This window comes from Paenibacillus sp. TSM33, from assembly GCF_056099025.1.
In genome coordinates this window covers 930615-947768 of record NZ_JBLZXB010000017.1, presented here as the reverse complement: position 1 = coordinate 947768, position 17154 = coordinate 930615, and the positions used below count along the sequence as shown (strand labels likewise).

General features: G+C 47.5%; 18 protein-coding genes. All 18 read left to right on the top strand.

Translation table 11 applies throughout. From position 1 onward, the window contains the following. Nucleotides 1–14: 14 nt before the first annotated feature. Nucleotides 15–983 carry a phospho-N-acetylmuramoyl-pentapeptide-transferase gene (gene mraY, locus ACN6NF_RS16160; RefSeq protein ID WP_013372092.1) on the top strand — a complete coding sequence of 323 codons (969 nt, stop codon included), beginning with the start codon at nucleotides 15–17 and terminating at the stop codon, nucleotides 981–983. 4 nt (nucleotides 984–987) lie between these two features. After that, nucleotides 988–2409, top strand: a complete 1422-nt coding sequence (gene murD / locus ACN6NF_RS16155) for a UDP-N-acetylmuramoyl-L-alanine--D-glutamate ligase (RefSeq protein WP_474318583.1) — start codon at nucleotides 988–990, stop codon at nucleotides 2407–2409. 49 nt (nucleotides 2410–2458) lie between these two features. Next, entirely contained in the window at nucleotides 2459–3556 is a 1098-nt protein-coding gene (spoVE, locus tag ACN6NF_RS16150) for a stage V sporulation protein E (RefSeq protein ID WP_031461775.1), read from the top strand. Nucleotides 3557–3562: 6 nt separating this feature from the next. Then, a complete protein-coding gene (gene murG, locus ACN6NF_RS16145; protein WP_474318582.1) occupies nucleotides 3563–4672 on the top strand; it encodes an undecaprenyldiphospho-muramoylpentapeptide beta-N-acetylglucosaminyltransferase in 1110 nt (369 codons plus the stop codon). A 146-nt stretch (nucleotides 4673–4818) separates the two neighbouring features. After that, nucleotides 4819–5724, top strand: coding sequence for a UDP-N-acetylmuramate dehydrogenase (murB, locus tag ACN6NF_RS16140; protein ID WP_474318581.1), 906 nt, complete (start codon nucleotides 4819–4821; stop codon nucleotides 5722–5724). Further along, the gene (murA, locus tag ACN6NF_RS16135; RefSeq protein WP_474318580.1) at nucleotides 5714–7024 is read left to right on the top strand and encodes a UDP-N-acetylglucosamine 1-carboxyvinyltransferase; all 1311 of its coding nucleotides are present in this window, start codon (nucleotides 5714–5716) and stop codon (nucleotides 7022–7024) included. The genes murB and murA overlap by 11 nt, the downstream gene beginning before the upstream one ends. Nucleotides 7025–7080: 56 nt before the next feature. After that, the gene (locus ACN6NF_RS16130) at nucleotides 7081–7845 is read left to right on the top strand and encodes a cell division protein FtsQ/DivIB (RefSeq protein WP_017428129.1); all 765 of its coding nucleotides are present in this window, start codon (nucleotides 7081–7083) and stop codon (nucleotides 7843–7845) included. A 199-nt stretch (nucleotides 7846–8044) separates the two neighbouring features. Next, nucleotides 8045–9316: a cell division protein FtsA gene (ftsA, locus tag ACN6NF_RS16125; RefSeq protein WP_474318579.1), complete on the top strand. Its 1272-nt coding sequence runs from the start codon at nucleotides 8045–8047 to the stop codon at nucleotides 9314–9316. A 67-nt stretch (nucleotides 9317–9383) separates the two neighbouring features. Then, nucleotides 9384–10508, top strand: a complete 1125-nt coding sequence (gene ftsZ / locus ACN6NF_RS16120) for a cell division protein FtsZ (RefSeq protein WP_019688024.1) — start codon at nucleotides 9384–9386, stop codon at nucleotides 10506–10508. Between the two features lie 191 nt (nucleotides 10509–10699). Beyond that, nucleotides 10700–11677, top strand: coding sequence for a sigma-E processing peptidase SpoIIGA (gene spoIIGA / locus ACN6NF_RS16115; RefSeq protein ID WP_474318578.1), 978 nt, complete (start codon nucleotides 10700–10702; stop codon nucleotides 11675–11677). A 113-nt stretch (nucleotides 11678–11790) separates the two neighbouring features. Next, nucleotides 11791–12531, top strand: coding sequence for an RNA polymerase sporulation sigma factor SigE (gene sigE / locus ACN6NF_RS16110; RefSeq protein WP_044785336.1), 741 nt, complete (start codon nucleotides 11791–11793; stop codon nucleotides 12529–12531). Between the two features lie 96 nt (nucleotides 12532–12627). Next, nucleotides 12628–13410, top strand: a complete 783-nt coding sequence (gene sigG, locus ACN6NF_RS16105) for an RNA polymerase sporulation sigma factor SigG (protein ID WP_474318577.1) — start codon at nucleotides 12628–12630, stop codon at nucleotides 13408–13410. Nucleotides 13411–13522: 112 nt separating this feature from the next. Further along, nucleotides 13523–13867, top strand: coding sequence for a YlmC/YmxH family sporulation protein (locus ACN6NF_RS16100; RefSeq protein WP_474319070.1), 345 nt, complete (start codon nucleotides 13523–13525; stop codon nucleotides 13865–13867). 82 nt (nucleotides 13868–13949) lie between these two features. Next, nucleotides 13950–14834 (top strand): peptidoglycan editing factor PgeF, encoded by an 885-nt coding sequence (pgeF, locus tag ACN6NF_RS16095; protein ID WP_474318576.1) that lies wholly within the window; start codon nucleotides 13950–13952, stop codon nucleotides 14832–14834. Between the two features lie 8 nt (nucleotides 14835–14842). Beyond that, nucleotides 14843–15538 carry a YggS family pyridoxal phosphate-dependent enzyme gene (locus ACN6NF_RS16090; RefSeq protein WP_474318575.1) on the top strand — a complete coding sequence of 232 codons (696 nt, stop codon included), beginning with the start codon at nucleotides 14843–14845 and terminating at the stop codon, nucleotides 15536–15538. Continuing rightward, the gene (locus ACN6NF_RS16085; RefSeq protein WP_474318574.1) at nucleotides 15535–15987 is read left to right on the top strand and encodes a cell division protein SepF; all 453 of its coding nucleotides are present in this window, start codon (nucleotides 15535–15537) and stop codon (nucleotides 15985–15987) included. The genes ACN6NF_RS16090 and ACN6NF_RS16085 overlap by 4 nt, the downstream gene beginning before the upstream one ends. Nucleotides 15988–15994: 7 nt before the next feature. After that, nucleotides 15995–16252 (top strand): YggT family protein, encoded by a 258-nt coding sequence (locus ACN6NF_RS16080; protein ID WP_013372075.1) that lies wholly within the window; start codon nucleotides 15995–15997, stop codon nucleotides 16250–16252. 8 nt (nucleotides 16253–16260) lie between these two features. Next, nucleotides 16261–17043, top strand: coding sequence for a YlmH family RNA-binding protein (locus ACN6NF_RS16075; protein ID WP_474318573.1), 783 nt, complete (start codon nucleotides 16261–16263; stop codon nucleotides 17041–17043). Nucleotides 17044–17154: the final 111 nt, after the last annotated feature.

The window sequence follows — 17154 nt, the reverse complement described above, 5'->3', positions numbered from 1 at the left end:
AGAGGGAGACTCCCATGGATATTCAATTATTACTGCTGACGATCGTCGTATCGTTTATACTGGCGGTCATTGCCGCTCCACTGCTCATTCCGCTGCTGCGGCGAATGAAATTCGGCCAGCAGGTCCGGGATGACGGGCCACAAAGCCATCTTAAAAAGATAGGTACGCCTACAATGGGCGGTATCGTAATCCTGCTGGCTTTTACGCTGACCTTTCTTAAGTTTTCAGCTATCAAAAATACGGACTTTTACGTTCTACTGGTTGCTACGCTCGGTTTTGGGCTGATCGGCTTTTTGGACGACTATATTAAAATCGTATTCAAACGCTCGCTCGGTCTGACGGCGCGTCAAAAGCTGTTCGGGCAGCTATTGTTTGGCGCGATTATGTGCTGGCTTCTGATTAGCAATGATCACAGCACGGCAATCGGCATACCGGGCACTTCATGGTCATTTGATTGGGGCGGCTGGTTCTATTATCCGTTCATTATTATCATGATGCTAGCGATCAGCAACGCTGTCAATTTTACAGATGGGCTGGACGGGCTGCTGTCAGGTACAAGTGCAATTGCATTTGCTGCTTATGCCATTGTGGCGATTCAAGCAACCTCGCTTCCGGCTGCAGTTTGCGCAGCGGCCATGATTGGCGCTGTACTTGGTTTTCTCGTATATAATGCTCATCCTGCTAAGGTCTTTATGGGTGACACAGGCTCGCTGGGAATCGGCGGTGCCATTGGTGCCATTGCCATCGTTACGAAAAGCGAAATTTTGTTCCTCATTATCGGTGGTGTATTCGTAATTGAAATGCTGTCCGTGGTCTTGCAGGTAGCTTCCTTTAAAACCCGTGGCAAGCGTATTTTCAAAATGAGCCCGATTCATCATCATTTCGAGCTGTCCGGCTGGTCCGAATGGCGCGTGGTTATTACATTCTGGGCTGTAGGACTGCTATTGGCAGGACTCGGACTTTATCTCAACAAGGGGTTGTAGACAAATGAATCATCCAGACGCATACCGAGATCAGCAAGTCGTTATTATCGGTCTGGCCAAAAGTGGCGTACAAGTGGCCAAGGTGCTACATCAGGCCGGGGCCAAGCTCACAGTCAATGATAAAAAAGATAGGGAACAATGTCCCGAAGCTTCTGAATTAGAGGCTTTGGGAATTTCCGTTTTATGCGGGGGTCACCCGGAAGGACTGATTCATCCTGGAGTGAAGTTGGTTGTCAAAAATCCAGGAATTCCTTACACGGCCCCTCCTGTACAGAAAGCTGTCGAGCTCGGCATTGAGGTCGTGACCGAGGTTGAGGTCGCCTACCATCTGTGTAAAGCTCCGATTATCGGAATTACTGGCTCCAACGGAAAGACGACCACGACCACTTGGGTGGGCACGTTGTTGGAGGCATCCGGCATGATTCCGATCGTGGCTGGGAATATCGGTACGCCATTATGCGAGGCGGCTGTGGACGCCAAGTCGGACGAGTGGATGGTTGTGGAGCTGAGCAGCTTTCAGTTAAAAGGAACAAAGGATTTCAGGCCCGCTGTAGCATGCTTGCTTAATGTAGCTGAGACCCATTTGGACTACCACGGAGGCATGGAGGACTATGTTGCATCCAAGGCACGCCTATTTGCCAATCAAACAGCGTCGGATACCGCGGTGGTGAACTGGGATGATCCCGTCTGCCGTGAGCTTGTGCCCTATATTCAAGCGAAGCTGCTTCCTTTCTCAATGACGGAACGTTTGCAGGAAGGGTTGTTCGCTGACCCGCCATACATACCGGATGTGACGGATGATATTGAAAGAAGCATCGTATACCGTGATGGAAATGGGGTACTGCATCCCATTATAAGCGTGACTGATATTGGACTTCCGGGTCGTTTTAACGTAGAAAATGCTCTAGCTGCTTGCGCAATCGCCATAGCCGCAGGTGCAGAACCAGCAAAATTGCTGGAACCATTAAGCTCTTTTCGCGGTGTAGAACATCGGCTTGAATATGTTTTAGAACACGGTGGAGTAGCTTATTACAACAATTCCAAAGCAACCAACTCCAAAGCGACCATGATGGCCTTATCTTCCTTTAAGCAGCCCATCGTACTCATTGCCGGAGGATTGGATCGTGGCTCTGATTATGCGGAGCTTGTACCGTCCTTGCAGGATGGTGTGAAAGCCGTTGTGCTCTTGGGTGAGACACGGCATAAGCTGGCAGATCGGGCTCGTCAGGCTGGAATAGAGCATGTCAAGGTCGTCGATAATGGGGAGGATGCCGCCGCTACGCTCGTGGAGGCTGTGAACAAGGCAGCTGAATTTGCTGAGACGGGAGATGTGGTATTACTCTCACCCGCCTGTGCAAGTTGGGATATGTTCCAATCCTATGAAGAGCGTGGACGTATTTTTAAAGAGGCGGCGCATAAATTGTAAGTAGGGGGGTTGGATAAGCCCCTACTTTTATGCAAGGGGTGGCCTCCTGATGAAGCAATCTCGTCCGGCGCCAGATATATGGCTTTTCGTCTGTATTGTAAGCTTGTTAGCCATCGGCATGGTTATGGTATACAGCGCGGGCGCCGTCCTCGCTTTTCACGAGTACGGGGACTCCTACTATTTTGTTAAACGACAATTGCTGTTTGCGGGGCTCGGCCTTGTAGCCATGTACTTTACTGCCAGAACGGACTATCGGATTTGGCGGAAATATGCCAAGGTCGTATTGTTGATCTGTCTGGCTCTACTGGTTGCCGTTTTAATTCCTGGCATTGGTGTAGTAAGAGGAGGAGCACGAAGCTGGCTCGGTATTAGCTCTTTCGGCATTCAGCCTTCCGAGTTTATGAAGCTGGGAATGATTCTTTTTCTCTCTCAATGGCTCAGTCGTCCTGACTATGATATCAGCTCTTTTACGCGTGGGCTGCTGCCTCCGCTTGGGCTCATGGGACTGGCCTTTGGGCTCATTATGCTCCAGCCTGATTTGGGCACAGGCACGGTTATGATGGGAGCCTCCATGCTAATCGTATTTACGGCAGGCGCGCGCATGAAACATCTGGGTCTACTAGCCTTGTCGGGGGCAGCGGGTTTTGCTGCATTGATTGCGGCTGCCCCTTATCGACTCCAGCGTATTACCGCGTTTCTGGACCCATGGTCTGATCCGCTTGGCGCGGGTTATCAAATTATTCAATCGCTATATGCTATTGGTCCTGGCGGATTAGCGGGGCTGGGGCTCGGCATGAGCCGGCAAAAATACAGCTACGTTCCTGAGCCACAGACGGACTTTATCTTTTCTATACTGGCGGAGGAGCTTGGTTTTATCGGTGGAATGACGGTGCTGGGGCTTTTTTTGGTCCTTGTTTGGAGAGGGATGCGGGTCGCTATTACCATCCCGGATACCTATGGCAGTTTGCTTGCGGTCGGTATTGTCGGAATGGTGGCGGTACAGGTCGTTATTAATATTGGTGTTGTTATCGGTTTAATGCCAGTGACAGGAATAACACTGCCCTTAATCAGCTATGGAGGTTCTTCACTGACCTTAATGTTAACTGCTCTGGGCATTTTATTAAATTTATCACGTTATGCGAGGTGAACGTTTATGCGCGTCGTGTTGAGCGGCGGCGGTACTGGAGGGCATATATATCCAGCACTGGCCGTAGCCAGACAGTGCGAAGAGATAGATCCAGACGCTGAATTTTTATACATTGGCGGTCAACGAGGACTTGAAAGTAAATTGGTTCCTCAGGAAAAAATTCCATTTGAGGCTATTGATATCACAGGATTTCGTCGCAGCTTGTCTGTGGAAAATATAAAAACGATCATGCGCTTTCTCAAAGGTGTTCGCAGGTCCAAAGCATTATTAAAGAAATTTAAGCCAGATATCGTTATTGGCACCGGGGGATATGTATGCGGACCTGTCGTTTATGCAGCTTCCAAGTTGGGAATACCCAGCATTATTCATGAACAAAATGCAATTCCTGGGTTGACCAATGCATTTTTGAGTCGCTATGTGGATACAGTGGCTGTTAGCTTTGAAGGCTCGGAAGGAGCTTTTCCTAAAGCTAAAAATGTACTATACACTGGGAACCCGCGTGCTACAACAGTTCGTTTGGCTAACCGGGATCGGGGATTTGCAACTATAGGGGTTCCTATGAACAGCTCTGTGGTCCTGGTGGTTGGCGGCAGCAGAGGGGCGAAGGCCATTAACGATGCCATGATTGCAATGGTTCCGCAACTTTCGCAACTGAAAGACGTCCATTTTGTATATGTGACCGGCGAATCTTACTATGAGCAAACGCTGGACAGCATACGAAATCAGATCGGCTCATTGCCCAATCATCTACACGTGCTCCCTTATATTCACAATATGCCTGAGGTGCTGGCTTGTACCTCTTTAATTGTTAATCGTGCAGGTGCCTCCTTCTTGGCAGAGATTACATCGCTCGGCATTCCGTCCATTCTGATTCCATCACCGAATGTAACGAATAACCATCAGGAGGCTAATGCTCGTACACTTGAAAAGGCAGGGGCTTCTGTCATGATCACAGAAAAGGAATTAAGTGGCCCGGCTCTGTTTCAATCTATAGCGGAAATTATGAAGGATGAGGCAAGGCGGAGCCGCATGGCGGAGTTGGCATCTGCGCTTGGCAAGCCTGACTCAGCAGATATTTTAGTAAAAGAAATGGAGCGTCTTGCCCATAAAAGGTAGTCCGCAGCGCAGATTTGGGCGGTTGTCACACACCGGACGGTATTTACATAGGATACCCTATAGATTGTGACCATCACCCAGGCTGCCGGTTGTTAGGTGAGAGCCTTATAACGATGCGGGGCAAGCAATAAGGAGGTTTCAGTACAATGCAGCAATGGATGCCATTATTAGCGGAGCATGATATCGGAAAAGTGCTGAAGCATGAGCCGCTGTCCAAATATACGACCTGGAAGATCGGAGGCCCTGCGGATGCTCTTGTGATCCCGGACACCAAAGAGCAGTTGGCAAGGATTTTGAAGCTGGCTAGCGAGCACGGAATTCCCTGGATGCAGTTGGGGCGGGGCTCTAACATGCTCGTCTCTGACAAAGGGATTCGGGGACTGGTGATCAAGCTGGGACCAGGATTTGATTATGTTCGTTTCGAAGATGAACAGATCGTTGCTGGTGGAGGCGTTTCACTGGTCAAACTATGTGTTATGGCTAGCAAGCAGGGTCTGTCAGGCCTTGAGTTTGCTGGTGGTATTCCAGGATCGGTCGGTGGGGCTGTCTACATGAACGCCGGTGCCCACGGGTCTGATGTGTCACAAATATTCCAGTCCGCTGAGATTGTGCTGGATACAGGGGAATTGGCAGTGTACAATGCCGAGGAAATGCATTTTAGCTATCGTCACTCCGTGCTGCATGAGCAACGTGGAATGGTGACAGAGGCAGTGTTCCAAATGAAGCGGGGGGACCGAGAGCAAATCTCAGCAGCGCTTGCGGCTTTTAAAGACCGCCGTAGGCTGACCCAGCCGCTACAGTTAGCTTGTGCAGGAAGTGTGTTCCGTAATCCACCAGGAGACTATGCTGCCCGGCTTATTGAAAGCGCAGGTCTCAAAGGCTTGAAGGCGGGAGGCGCTGAGGTATCTGTACAGCATGCTAATTTCATTGTAAATACCGGTCAAGCGACAGCAGAGGACGTGCTTACCCTAATGAAGCATATTCAAAGTACAATATCATCTCAAACCGGCATCGAGCTAGTTCCGGAGGTTTTCGTAGTGGGTGAGCGGTAAACTCGGAGGTGATACATTGGACAAATTGGTGATTGAGGGAGGCCGTCCCCTGTCAGGCACCATACGTATCCATGGGGCAAAAAATGCGGCGCTACCTATTCTTGCAGCAAGTTTGCTTGCACAAGGTAAGGTGGAAATTCGGAATGTCCCCCATCTTTTAGACATTAAGGTCATGCTGCACATCCTTGAAAGACTTGGTTGCACATGCCGACATGAAGAGGAAACGGTATATGTGGATACATCGTCCGTCCGAACGTTCCAAATTCCTGAGGATTTGATGAAGCAAATGCGGTCATCTATCTTTCTAATGGGACCGTTGCTCGCTAGATATGGAGAAGTTTCCATTTACCAGCCCGGAGGCTGCGCCATAGGCGAGCGCAAAATTGATCTTCACCTGGAGGGCCTAAAAGCTCTGGGTGCAGAGATCGAGGAGAAAGACGAGCAAATTACGTTTCGTGCCCGCAAGCTGATTGGCTCGGACATTCACATGGATTTTCCGAGCGTAGGGGCAACAGAAAATATTATGATGGCTGCCGCGCTGGCCGAAGGACGAACAACGATTACCAATGCAGCGAGGGAACCAGAGATTCAGGATCTTCAAAACTTTCTGAACGCCATGGGAGCCCATATTATAGGTGCTGGAACAGACACCATTACAATCGTGGGGGTCAGCCAACTCAATCCATGTACGTATGAGGTCATTCCTGACCGCATAGTAGCTGGAACGGTTATGATCGCAGCGGCAGCTACACGAGGCAGTGTGTCGTTGACACACTGCAATCCTTCCCACTTGTCTGCTTTGATTCATGTCCTCAGGCGGGCTGGTGTTCAAATCGGCATCTTGAATGATATAATGACCGTAAGTTGTATGAGCCGTCCCAAAGCAGTAGAGAGGATCGTTACCTCACCTTATCCGTCATTTCCGACGGATTTGCAATCTCAGGTCATGGTTCTATTATCTTTGGCGGACGGCTTCAGTGTCATGAAAGAGACTGTCTTCGAAAGCCGATTTAAACATGTAGATGAACTAAATGTAATGGGTGCTGATATTACGGTCGATGCGAATGCTGCTTTTATAAGAGGGGTTTCTCGTCTGTACGGGGCTACAGTAGAGGCTACCGATCTGCGGGCAGGGGCTGCACTGGTTATAGCCGGTCTAGCCGCTCAGGGACGTACCATTGTCGAGCAGGTTCATCACATTGACAGAGGATATGACCGGATCGAACGTCTTTTCCAGGGATTGGGTGCCCGAATGAGCCGTCAGTCTCCGGTGCCCGAGCAGCTGGATTTCGTAAATTAATGCCTATAATGTCCCTCCGTTAACGGGGGGACAAAGGGCTTTTGTGGAGAGAAGCTATGCCAAATGCTCAAATACCTGTTCTTAAAAAGAACAGGACGAAAAAAAGAACAAGCCGGAAGATTGCTATTCTTCTCATTTTGTTGTTTATTGTACTGCTCGCTGTTCTCTTTTTCCGTTCTTCGTTGAGTCAGGTTTCTGAAATTCGTTTTGATGGTAATGTATTTTCGACCCGGGAGCAACTTCTCAATCGAAGTGGTCTCGCTGTCGGAGATCAATATTTCGGAGTCAGTGCTTCCGACGTCTCTGAGAAGCTGCGGGAAATTCAGTCGATTCAGCAAGTCACAGTGGACAAGCAGTTTCCGGGCATCATTACGATTCACATTAAGGAGTTTGCTACAGTAGCTTACGAGTTGCAAAGTGACGGTAGCCTGCGTGCTATTCTAGCAAATGGGACAAGCGTGGGCGTAGGAAGCAGTGGGATAGCGGTTGAAAAGCCTATTTTGACTAAATGGAAATCAGATGATCCCTACAAAGCGAAGCTGTGTGATGCTTTATCACGCATTCCGGGCGAATGGACAGCTGATATCTCGGAAATCATTCCCGCGCCGATTCCTTCTTTTCCAGACCGTATAAAAATGTACACGCGTTCCCAGTTTGAGGTTATTACAACCGTTTCACTGTTGAACTCTAAAATCAGCTATCTGAACCAGGTGCTGGAAACAGAAGAGCCTGGTGTGATCACAATGCTGGAGGCGGATTCCTACGTTCCATTCAAACCCGATACGAGCGAAGAGGGTCAAGAAAAAGATACTACTCAGTGATGTGAAAAAATGCTAGAATTGATTTTATGGGTAATAGACTTGCCTCCTTCTTTTTTCTTCAAATTTTTATGTGACTGCAACCATAAATTGGCTTCTAAAAAATTTGTAGAAAAAAGAGGGAAAGCATGGAGTATGTTGAATATGTACAGAGTGTGTTTAAAGAACGAAATTCATTTTGGAGTCAGGAGGTGCCACAGACTTGAGCAACAATGACATCATTGTTAGTTTGGACATCGGTACATCCAAAGTTCGGGCTATTATTGGGGAAATGAATAATGGAACCTTTAATATTATTGGAGTTGGATCTGCCGACTCGGAAGGGATTCGCAAAGGTGCAATTGTAGACATTGATCAAACCGTGCAATCAATCCGTAACGCCGTGGATCACGCAGAACGCATGGTTGGTATTCAAATAACAGAAGTGTATGTGGGGATCTCAGGCAACCATATTGGTCTGCAAAATAGTCATGGCGTAGTAGCCGTGTCCAACGAGGACCGCGAAATCGGTGAGGAGGACATTGAACGTGTACTGAAGGCAGCAGAAGTAATTGCCGTACCACCGGAGAGAGAAATCATTGACGTGGTAGCCAAGCAGTATGTCGTGGATGGCCTTGAAGGAATTCAGGACCCTCGTGGTATGATCGGTGTTCGTCTCGAAGTAGAGGCTACGATTGTTACTGGAGGCAAGACCCCAATACATAATCTGTTGCGCTGCGTTGAGAAAGCTGGCTTGAGGATTAAAGATCTCGTCTTGTTGCCTCTCGGAGCTGGACAGTTGTCTCTTTCGAAGGATGAAAAGGTGATGGGTTCCGTGCTGGTGGATATTGGTGCAGGTTCTACGAATGTGGCCATTTTCCAGGAAGGAACGATTGTTGCCACATCAACACTCCCAATCGGCGGAGAATTTGTAACCAATGATATTGCCTACGGACTGAGAACCCTTACCGATCAAGCCGAAAAAGTTAAACTCAAATACGGCTGCGCTTGGTATGATGATGCAGCAGCCGATGTCGTCTTTAAAGTGACTCGTATCGGCAGTAATGTAGATAAGGAGTTCAACCAACAGGATTTGGCTGCTATTATTGAACCGAGAGTACAGGAAATTTTTCAACTCATTCAGGCGGAAGTTAAGCGCTTGGGTTACACAGAGCTTCCGGGGGGTTATATACTTACCGGAGGCACCGTCTCCATGCCTGGTGTACTTCAGGTGGCACAAAGCGAACTGGCCGCTTCCGTAAGGATCGCTGTACCTGATTTTATCGGTGTAAGGGATCCGGGATACACGAGCGGAGTTGGTATCTTGCATAATGCTATTCGTTACTATCGCGGGAGATCGGCTAGTGTTAGCAACAGTGGCGGTAGTACCAAGAAGCCGACTAACCGAACCAAAAGCAGCAGTCCCGTTGCGGAAGGCGAGCAGAAGCAGGGGTTGATTGAACGCTTAAAAAATATGTTCAGTGAATTTATATAACGTTCATTGCTAATTATGCCAATCATGGACGGGCCATCCATGCACATTGAGGGGGAGATGGAATAGTATGTTGGAATTTGATTTTGAAATGGAGAGCTTGGCTCAAATTAAAGTGATCGGCGTCGGAGGCGGCGGCAGCAATGCAGTTAACCGAATGATCGAAAATGGAGTTCAGGGTGTAGAGTTCATAACTGTCAATACAGATGCCCAGGCGCTTCACTTGGCGAAGTCTGAGCATAAGCTTCAAATTGGCGATAAGCTGACTCGCGGTCTGGGTGCCGGGGCTAACCCTGATGTGGGTAAAAAAGCGGCTGAAGAGTCGCGTGAACTCATTATGAATACGCTCAAAGGCGCGGATATGGTATTTGTAACTGCGGGAATGGGTGGCGGTACAGGAACCGGAGCGGCTCCTGTCATTGCTGAAATTGCTAAGGAATGCGGTGCGCTGACTGTAGGCGTGGTAACTCGACCATTCACATTTGAAGGACGTAAACGTTCCAATCAAGCTGAACTTGGCATTGAGGGATTGAAAGAAAAAGTAGACACCTTGATTGTAATCCCGAATGATCGCTTGCTTGAAATTGTAGACAAGAAAACTCCGATGCTGGAAGCATTCCGTGAAGCGGATAATGTTCTGCGTCAGGCCGTACAAGGTATTTCGGATTTGATCGCTGTACCGGGTCTGATCAATCTTGACTTCGCTGACGTAAAAACGATCATGACAGAGCGTGGCTCCGCGTTAATGGGGATTGGCGAAGCTACAGGTGAAAATCGTGCGGCTGAAGCAGCGCGCAAGGCTATCATGAGTCCGTTGCTGGAGACATCCATAGAAGGTGCGCGTGGTGTCATTATGAACATCACTGGCGGCACCAATTTGTCTCTATATGAGGTCAATGAGGCGGCTGAAATTGTAACATCAGCTTCCGATCCGGAAGTGAACATGATTTTCGGTGCTATCATTGATGAAGACTTGAAAGAAGAGATTAAGGTTACCGTGATCGCCACTGGTTTTGAAGGTAAGCCGAGCCAGCCAGCACCGGGACGTAGACCGGCAGCTAACCCAGCGGCTTCCGAAGCAACGGAAAAGTCCTCTCCTAACCTGCGTCCATTCGGTAACTCTCAAAGCAGTGACCAATTGGATATTCCGACATTCTTACGTAACCGTTCACGCAATAATAATAACGATAACTAGTTTATATCTAGACAGCCCGCATTCTCCTTGGAGATGCGGGCTTCTTTCTGTTTTCTCCGCATCCCGTACGGCCAGTGCTTCTCCTCTTTCCGACAAAATTAGTCGGACACCGTCCCCACCGTTAGACAGACTTTGAACCGTATGGCTACTATACTTAATCCTATCCTGCAAAATGCTGGGCGGGTGAATCCTTGGTTGTTTATATCGATTTGATTTTCTTGGCCAATTTGTTCATTGATGCTGTGTTACTAATGGTCACTGCCTGGATGAGAAAGATCCGTCCAGTGTGGTGGCGATTGATGACTTCAGCTGGAATTGGCGCAATGTATGTGGTCATGATGTTTGTGCCGGAACTGTCATTTTTATTTACATTTCTAATCAAGCTAGCCTTATCGGTCATTATGCTGCTGGTGGCTTTTGGTTTTGGCAGCATGCAAAAGTATCTTCGTACAATGGGTGCCTTTTACATGATCAATTTTGTAGCAGCAGGTGGCATTTTGGGGATCCATTATTTTCTCCAAAATACGGGGGAATTGTTTAATGGCATCTGGTATACCGCATCAGGTGGAATGTCTTTTGAATTAAAAATCGCATTCTGGTTTATTTTATGCGCATTTGGCGGAGTGATGCTTTTCTTTCGTATTGTACAGTCCTCGAAGCAACGAACAGAAAGAATGAGCGGCTTTTTGGGGCAAGTACAGGTGTGGATTGGGCAGGATCATATTGAGTGTACAGGCTTATTGGATACAGGCAACCAACTGCATGATCCTTTAACCCGGACCCCAGTGATGGTCATGGAGGCTGCCTTGTGGGGATCGTATTTACCCGCCTCCTGGCTCCAAAAGTGTTCTGAAGGTAATGCGGATCAACTAGTGATGGATCTGGGGGAGGAATCGTTCAGCTGGCAGGATCGTGTTCGTCTCGTCCCCTATCGTGGGATTAATCGAAGTCATTCCTTTATGCTCGCACTCAAACCAGATCGAGTAGAGGTGGTGATGAATGGGATTCATTATGTACATCATCGAGTGCTGATTGGCTTGGACGGGGGAAAGTTGTCGGCAGAGGGCAAATACCGTGCCATCATCCATCCAGATGTGACGGCACACGAAGAAGGGAAAGCTGATTCAAGCCTAAAGCGAGAAACATATGCTAGTGATCATTTTACATGATCAGGATGATGGAGAAGAGTCAGGACAAGGTTTACAGACGAGGAGAAACTTTCGATGCTGAAATGGATGGAGCCCAGTAAGACTTGTACTATTTTCAAAAGGGGGAGAATGATATGAGGGAACAGATGAATTTAAAAATGAAATTTAGGCTGGCATTGCAACTGCAATATTATCGTATTTTATTTTTATTCGGGCTGAAAAGTGAAGAAATTTATTATATTGGCGGTAGCGAGGCGCTCCCCCCTCCGTTGACAAGAGACGAGGAAGAGTATTTGCTAGGAAAGCTTTCTTCTGGAGATGCAGCAGTGCGGTCGATGCTAATCGAGAGGAATTTGCGGTTAGTCGTGTATATTGCCCGTAAATTTGAGAATACGGGAATCAACATTGAGGATCTCGTATCCATCGGTGCTATTGGGCTGATTAAAGCGGTGAACACTTTTGATCCAGAGAAGAAAATCAAACTTGCCACCTATGCATCTCGATGCATTGAGAATGAGATTTTAATGTATTTGCGTCGTAATAGTAAAACGAGAACGGAGGTTTCTTTTGATGAGCCTCTGAATATTGATTGGGATGGTAATGAGTTGTTGCTTTCTGATGTGATGGGCACGGAAAATGATACCATTTATCGTAATATTGAGGAGCAGGTGGATCGTAAATTATTGCATAAGGCACTGGATAAGTTGACGGATCGAGAGCGTTTGATTATGGAGTTGCGCTTCGGCTTACAAGACGGAGAAGAGAAGACACAGAAGGATGTTGCTGACCTGTTGGGTATATCGCAATCGTATATTTCGCGTCTGGAAAAACGAATTATAAAGCGCTTACGAAAAGAATTCAATAAAATGGTATGATGCTTGGGGATATCCGGAAGCGATGGAAACGGCGAATAAAAAAATGCCCTCAGGAGATAATGTACATTAATGTTGCTCCTTGGGAGGTAAGACACGATGACCCGAAACAAAGTGGAAATTTGCGGTGTGGATACCGCCAAACTGCCGGTATTAACCAATGCAGAAATGCGCGAGCTGTTCACATCACTTCAGCAAAAAAATGAACGATCAGCCAGAGAAAAATTGGTCAACGGCAATCTCCGGCTCGTCCTGAGTGTAATTCAGCGTTTTAACAATCGGGGGGAGTTTGTGGACGATTTGTTCCAGGTAGGATGCATCGGCCTGATGAAGGCGATTGATAATTTTGACCTTTCGCAAAACGTAAAGTTCTCCACTTATGCGGTGCCGATGATCATTGGAGAGATCCGCCGTTATTTGCGGGATAACAATCCGATTCGTGTGTCCCGTTCGTTGCGGGATATTGCATATAAGGCGCTTCAGGTGCGGGACAGTCTGACAAATCTGAACTCGCGGGAACCAACGATTTTTGAAATATCAGAGGTGCTGAATGTGCCTAAAGAAGATGTTGTGTTCGCATTGGATGCGATTCAGGATCCAGTTTCGCTGTTCGAGCCGATATATCACGACGGGGGCGACCCAATCTATGTGATGGATCAGATCAGTGATGACAGAAATAAAGACGTCTCATGGATTGAGGAAATCGCTCTCCGGGAAGCGATGCATCGCCTGGGCCAGCGTGAAAAGATGATATTGTCTATGCGTTTTTATGAAGGAAAGACGCAAATGGAGGTTGCCGACGAAATCGGTATCTCTCAAGCCCAGGTTTCGAGATTAGAAAAGTCAGCTATCCAGCAAATGCAAAAACATGTAAAGTCCTGAATGAAATGAAAGCTTGATTGATCAGTGATAAAAACGATCCCGTGTGGATCGTTTTTGCGTTTGCAGGACATTTTTTGGGCTCTTCCACTCATATAGTGAAATAAAGGATGTGATGCGTGTGAGTGCACCGGAAACGTCAGTAAGAGCCATGAAAATTTCTGAGTTTCAAACCAAGGATGTCATTAACATTGTAGATGGACGACGTCTGGGACAAATCAGTGATCTGGAGATTGACGTACGTCAAGGGAAAATTGAAGCTATTGTGGTTCCGGGCAGCAGCCGATTCATGGGCTGGTTTGGAGGGGGAAGCGAATTGGTTATTCCGTGGCGCAACATTGTGAAAATTGGTTCGGATGTTGTGCTTGTTCGACTGGAGGGATTGCATGAGCCACTGGATGAGAGGGAGGAAAAGTCTTATATCGAACGTCAGGAGCGGAATGACCGACGGGGCTTTTGAACAGCAGGTACACGTAATTTAGTATGTTGTGAAGACACAGCGGCGGCTTTTTGGTACACTGGGCAGTAGAGGTGAGAACGAAATGGAACCGTTTATAGTGAATACCGAGGCTAGAGGGACTACGCCCATGCAAGATGGCGGACGTCCCGTGCCAGAGTTGTTATATATCCAATCTTGGGAGCGGCAGGTTCACGGATTAACAGTGGGGTTTACAGGGCGTCATGGCGGTGTCAGCGAAGCGCCATACAATAGTCTGAACTGTGCGTTTCATGTAGGGGATGACTCTGAGAAAGTCATTCGCAATCGCCAATTAATTGCTGAGCAGCTTGGTTTCGCTGCTGAAGCGTGGACGTGCGGCGAACAGGTCCACGGTAATCATGTTGCTGTTGTCCACGCTGCTGATCGTGGGCGAGGCTTTATGGATCGTGCATCAGCTTTTCAGGACACAGATGGACTTGTGACGAATATACCAGGTATTTTGCTGACGTCCTTTTATGCGGACTGTGTACCCTTATATTTTTGTGATCCCGTTCATCGTGTGATTGGGTTGGCGCATGCAGGCTGGAAAGGGACAGTTGCGGAGATTGCGTTGAAAATGGTACAGAGCATGCAAACTGAATATGGGTCTCAGCCGTCCGATATACTAGCAGCTATTGGTCCTTCTATTGGTCCTGAATCCTATGAGGTAGATGAGCATGTGATGAACCAAATTCGGGTTTTAGAGCATGATTGCCCGGGTAATGATAAATGGGAAGGTTCTGTTTATTTCCCCTTAACCGGCGGAAAAACACTACTCGACTTGAAACAATGTAATCGACACATTATGATGAAAGCAGGAATATTGCCGAGCCATATCGAATGTACTACCTTGTGCACGAGTAGCCGTAGCGATTTGTTTTTTTCATATCGCAAGGAAGGCGGCGTTACAGGAAGAATGGCGAGCTGGATAGGTCTGGAAGAGAGGTGAGTCCTCCCGTGTCTTTGGAGGAACGAATTAAAGAAGTCAACGCCCGTATCGAAGCGGCATGTGCCCGTAGCGGACGTTCACGTGATGAAGTAAATGTGATCGCTGTCACGAAATATGTTTCGGCGGCGGCAATGGCATCGGTATTGCATAACGATTTGGAGCATGTGGGCGAAAATCGCTGGCAGGATGCTGCGGATAAATGGAGCAAGTTGGGTGATCGGGGAACGTGGCATTTTATTGGTCATCTCCAAACGAATAAGGTTAAAGATGTAATTGGAAAGTTTAAATTTATACATTCGCTTGATCGCTTATCGCTTGCTCAGGAATTGGACAAGAAGGCAGCCGCTTTGGGACTGCGAGTCAAAGCTTTTGTGCAAGTCAATATTTCTGGAGAAATTTCAAAATACGGCTTATCCTCCGAGGCGGTTGCCCCTTTCCTGGAACAAATTCGCGAGTTGGAACATGTGGACGTAATCGGCTTGATGACCATGGCACCTCATGAGGAAAACCCGGAACATACTCGACCTGTGTTTCGGGGATTGCGTGAACTGCGTGATCGGTTAAATGGACAAGCCTTGACTAGAGAACCTATCGTTCACTTGTCTATGGGAATGTCTAATGATTTTGAAGTGGCGGTTGAAGAAGGAGCGACCTGGTTGCGGCTCGGTTCCGTACTGGTCGGACGAGAGGAGGATTTTCATTGAGCGTAATGAATAAGTTCATGAACTTTCTGGGGCTTCAGGAAGAAGAGGAAGTTATAGAGCGAGAGATTATGAATACGCCGGAAGATCAAGAAATTGAAACCCCAAGCTTCGATAAACGTAAGAACCAGAAGGGCACGAATGTTGTCAGCATCCATTCACAGAAAAATGTTAAAGTTGTTCTGTATGAGCCGCGTTCTTACGACGAAGCACAGGAAATCGCCGACCATATCCGTTCCCACCGCACCGTTGTGGTTAACTTGCAACGAATTCGCAAGGATCAGGCGCTACGTATCATTGATTTTTTGAGTGGCACTGTGTATGCACTGAGTGGTGGCATTTCCAAGGTCGGTAACAATATTTTTCTGTGTACACCGGATACGGTTGAAATTCAAGGCTCCATTACGGAGATACTAGCTGACACTGAACAAGAACTTAACAGAATGAGGTGAGCTTTTCTTGATCGAGGTAATTTACTGGTTATTTCAGATTTATTCGTACATGATCATTGCATATGTCCTGCTGTCATGGCTTCCTAATGCAAGAGAGAGTGTGATCGGTGACTTACTTGCCAGGTTTGTGGAGCCGTATTTGTCTCCTTTCCGCAGGTTTATACCGCCCATCTTCGGAATGATTGATATTTCACCTATCGTAGCGCTGATTGCTCTGCGTTTTGCATCGTACGGTTTGATTTCTTTAATTGGCAATTTCGTCTAGGAGGATTTATGCGAACTGAGATTTATGAGCATTTTCACCCGGATGAACGGGATTATGTGGATCGTGCTTCCGAATGGATCAGTCATGCGGGAGCTTATCATGAACAGAAGCTGACTGATTTTTTGGATCCGCGACAACAGTACATATTGGAGACACTTGCTTCGAAGGAAGACAAGGTCACGATTAGGATAGATGGCGGATACACAGCTTCGGAACGAAAGCGGGCGTTGATTGCGCCCGATTATTCGTATTTGGACGATGAAGAAATGGGAATTCAGGTCCTCTCCATCACATCTGATGACCATAAACTCAATACCCTTGAGCACGGTGATTATCTAGGTGCCATATTGGGACTTGGAATCAAGCGTGGAAAAATCGGGGACATTCACGTGCTGGATGATGGGTGTCATGTATTGGTGGCGTCAGAGATTGGAGATTTTATGACCATGCATCTGCAGCAGGTACATCGTGTTCATGTATGGACAGAACTGTTGCCAGTAGCAAGTCTCCGAACGAAGGAAGTTGCATTAGAGGCGATGGATCTGACGGTGGCTTCTTTGCGCCTGGACGGGATTGCTAGTGATGTCTACAAATTGAGTCGCAGTAAAATATTAACACCGATTCGAGCGGGACGATGTCGGGTAAACTGGAAGGTGGAGGAGAATCCATCCACTTCACTTAAGGTAGGGGACGTTATTTCCATGCAGGGATTTGGGCGTTTCAAAGTGCTTGAAACAGACGGGATGACAAAAAAGGGTAGATTCCGTGTCAAAATTGGGAAGTTTGTATAGCTGTAGGCAGGATTCATGAACTTTCTGTCGAAAGAATAAACCTATAGCGAAGAACTGGAACGATTTTGCTCTGTACAGTATTCACAAAACGGGGTATGATGACCGATAGAT

Excerpts from the sequence above, each read along its gene's own strand:
- mraY (WP_013372092.1), top strand. The coding sequence starts at position 15 with ATGGATATTCAATTATTACTGCTGACGATCGTCGTATCGTTTATACTG.
- murD (WP_474318583.1), top strand. The coding sequence starts at position 988 with ATGAATCATCCAGACGCATACCGAGATCAGCAAGTCGTTATTATCGGT.
- spoVE (WP_031461775.1), top strand. The coding sequence starts at position 2,459 with ATGAAGCAATCTCGTCCGGCGCCAGATATATGGCTTTTCGTCTGTATT.
- murG (WP_474318582.1), top strand. The coding sequence starts at position 3,563 with ATGCGCGTCGTGTTGAGCGGCGGCGGTACTGGAGGGCATATATATCCA.
- murB (WP_474318581.1), top strand. The coding sequence starts at position 4,819 with ATGCAGCAATGGATGCCATTATTAGCGGAGCATGATATCGGAAAAGTG.
- ACN6NF_RS16130 (WP_017428129.1), top strand. The coding sequence starts at position 7,081 with ATGCCAAATGCTCAAATACCTGTTCTTAAAAAGAACAGGACGAAAAAA.
- ftsZ (WP_019688024.1), top strand. The coding sequence starts at position 9,384 with ATGTTGGAATTTGATTTTGAAATGGAGAGCTTGGCTCAAATTAAAGTG.
- sigE (WP_044785336.1), top strand. The coding sequence starts at position 11,791 with ATGAGGGAACAGATGAATTTAAAAATGAAATTTAGGCTGGCATTGCAA.
- sigG (WP_474318577.1), top strand. The coding sequence starts at position 12,628 with ATGACCCGAAACAAAGTGGAAATTTGCGGTGTGGATACCGCCAAACTG.
- ACN6NF_RS16100 (WP_474319070.1), top strand. The coding sequence starts at position 13,523 with ATGCGTGTGAGTGCACCGGAAACGTCAGTAAGAGCCATGAAAATTTCT.
- pgeF (WP_474318576.1), top strand. The coding sequence starts at position 13,950 with ATGGAACCGTTTATAGTGAATACCGAGGCTAGAGGGACTACGCCCATG.
- ACN6NF_RS16075 (WP_474318573.1), top strand. The coding sequence starts at position 16,261 with ATGCGAACTGAGATTTATGAGCATTTTCACCCGGATGAACGGGATTAT.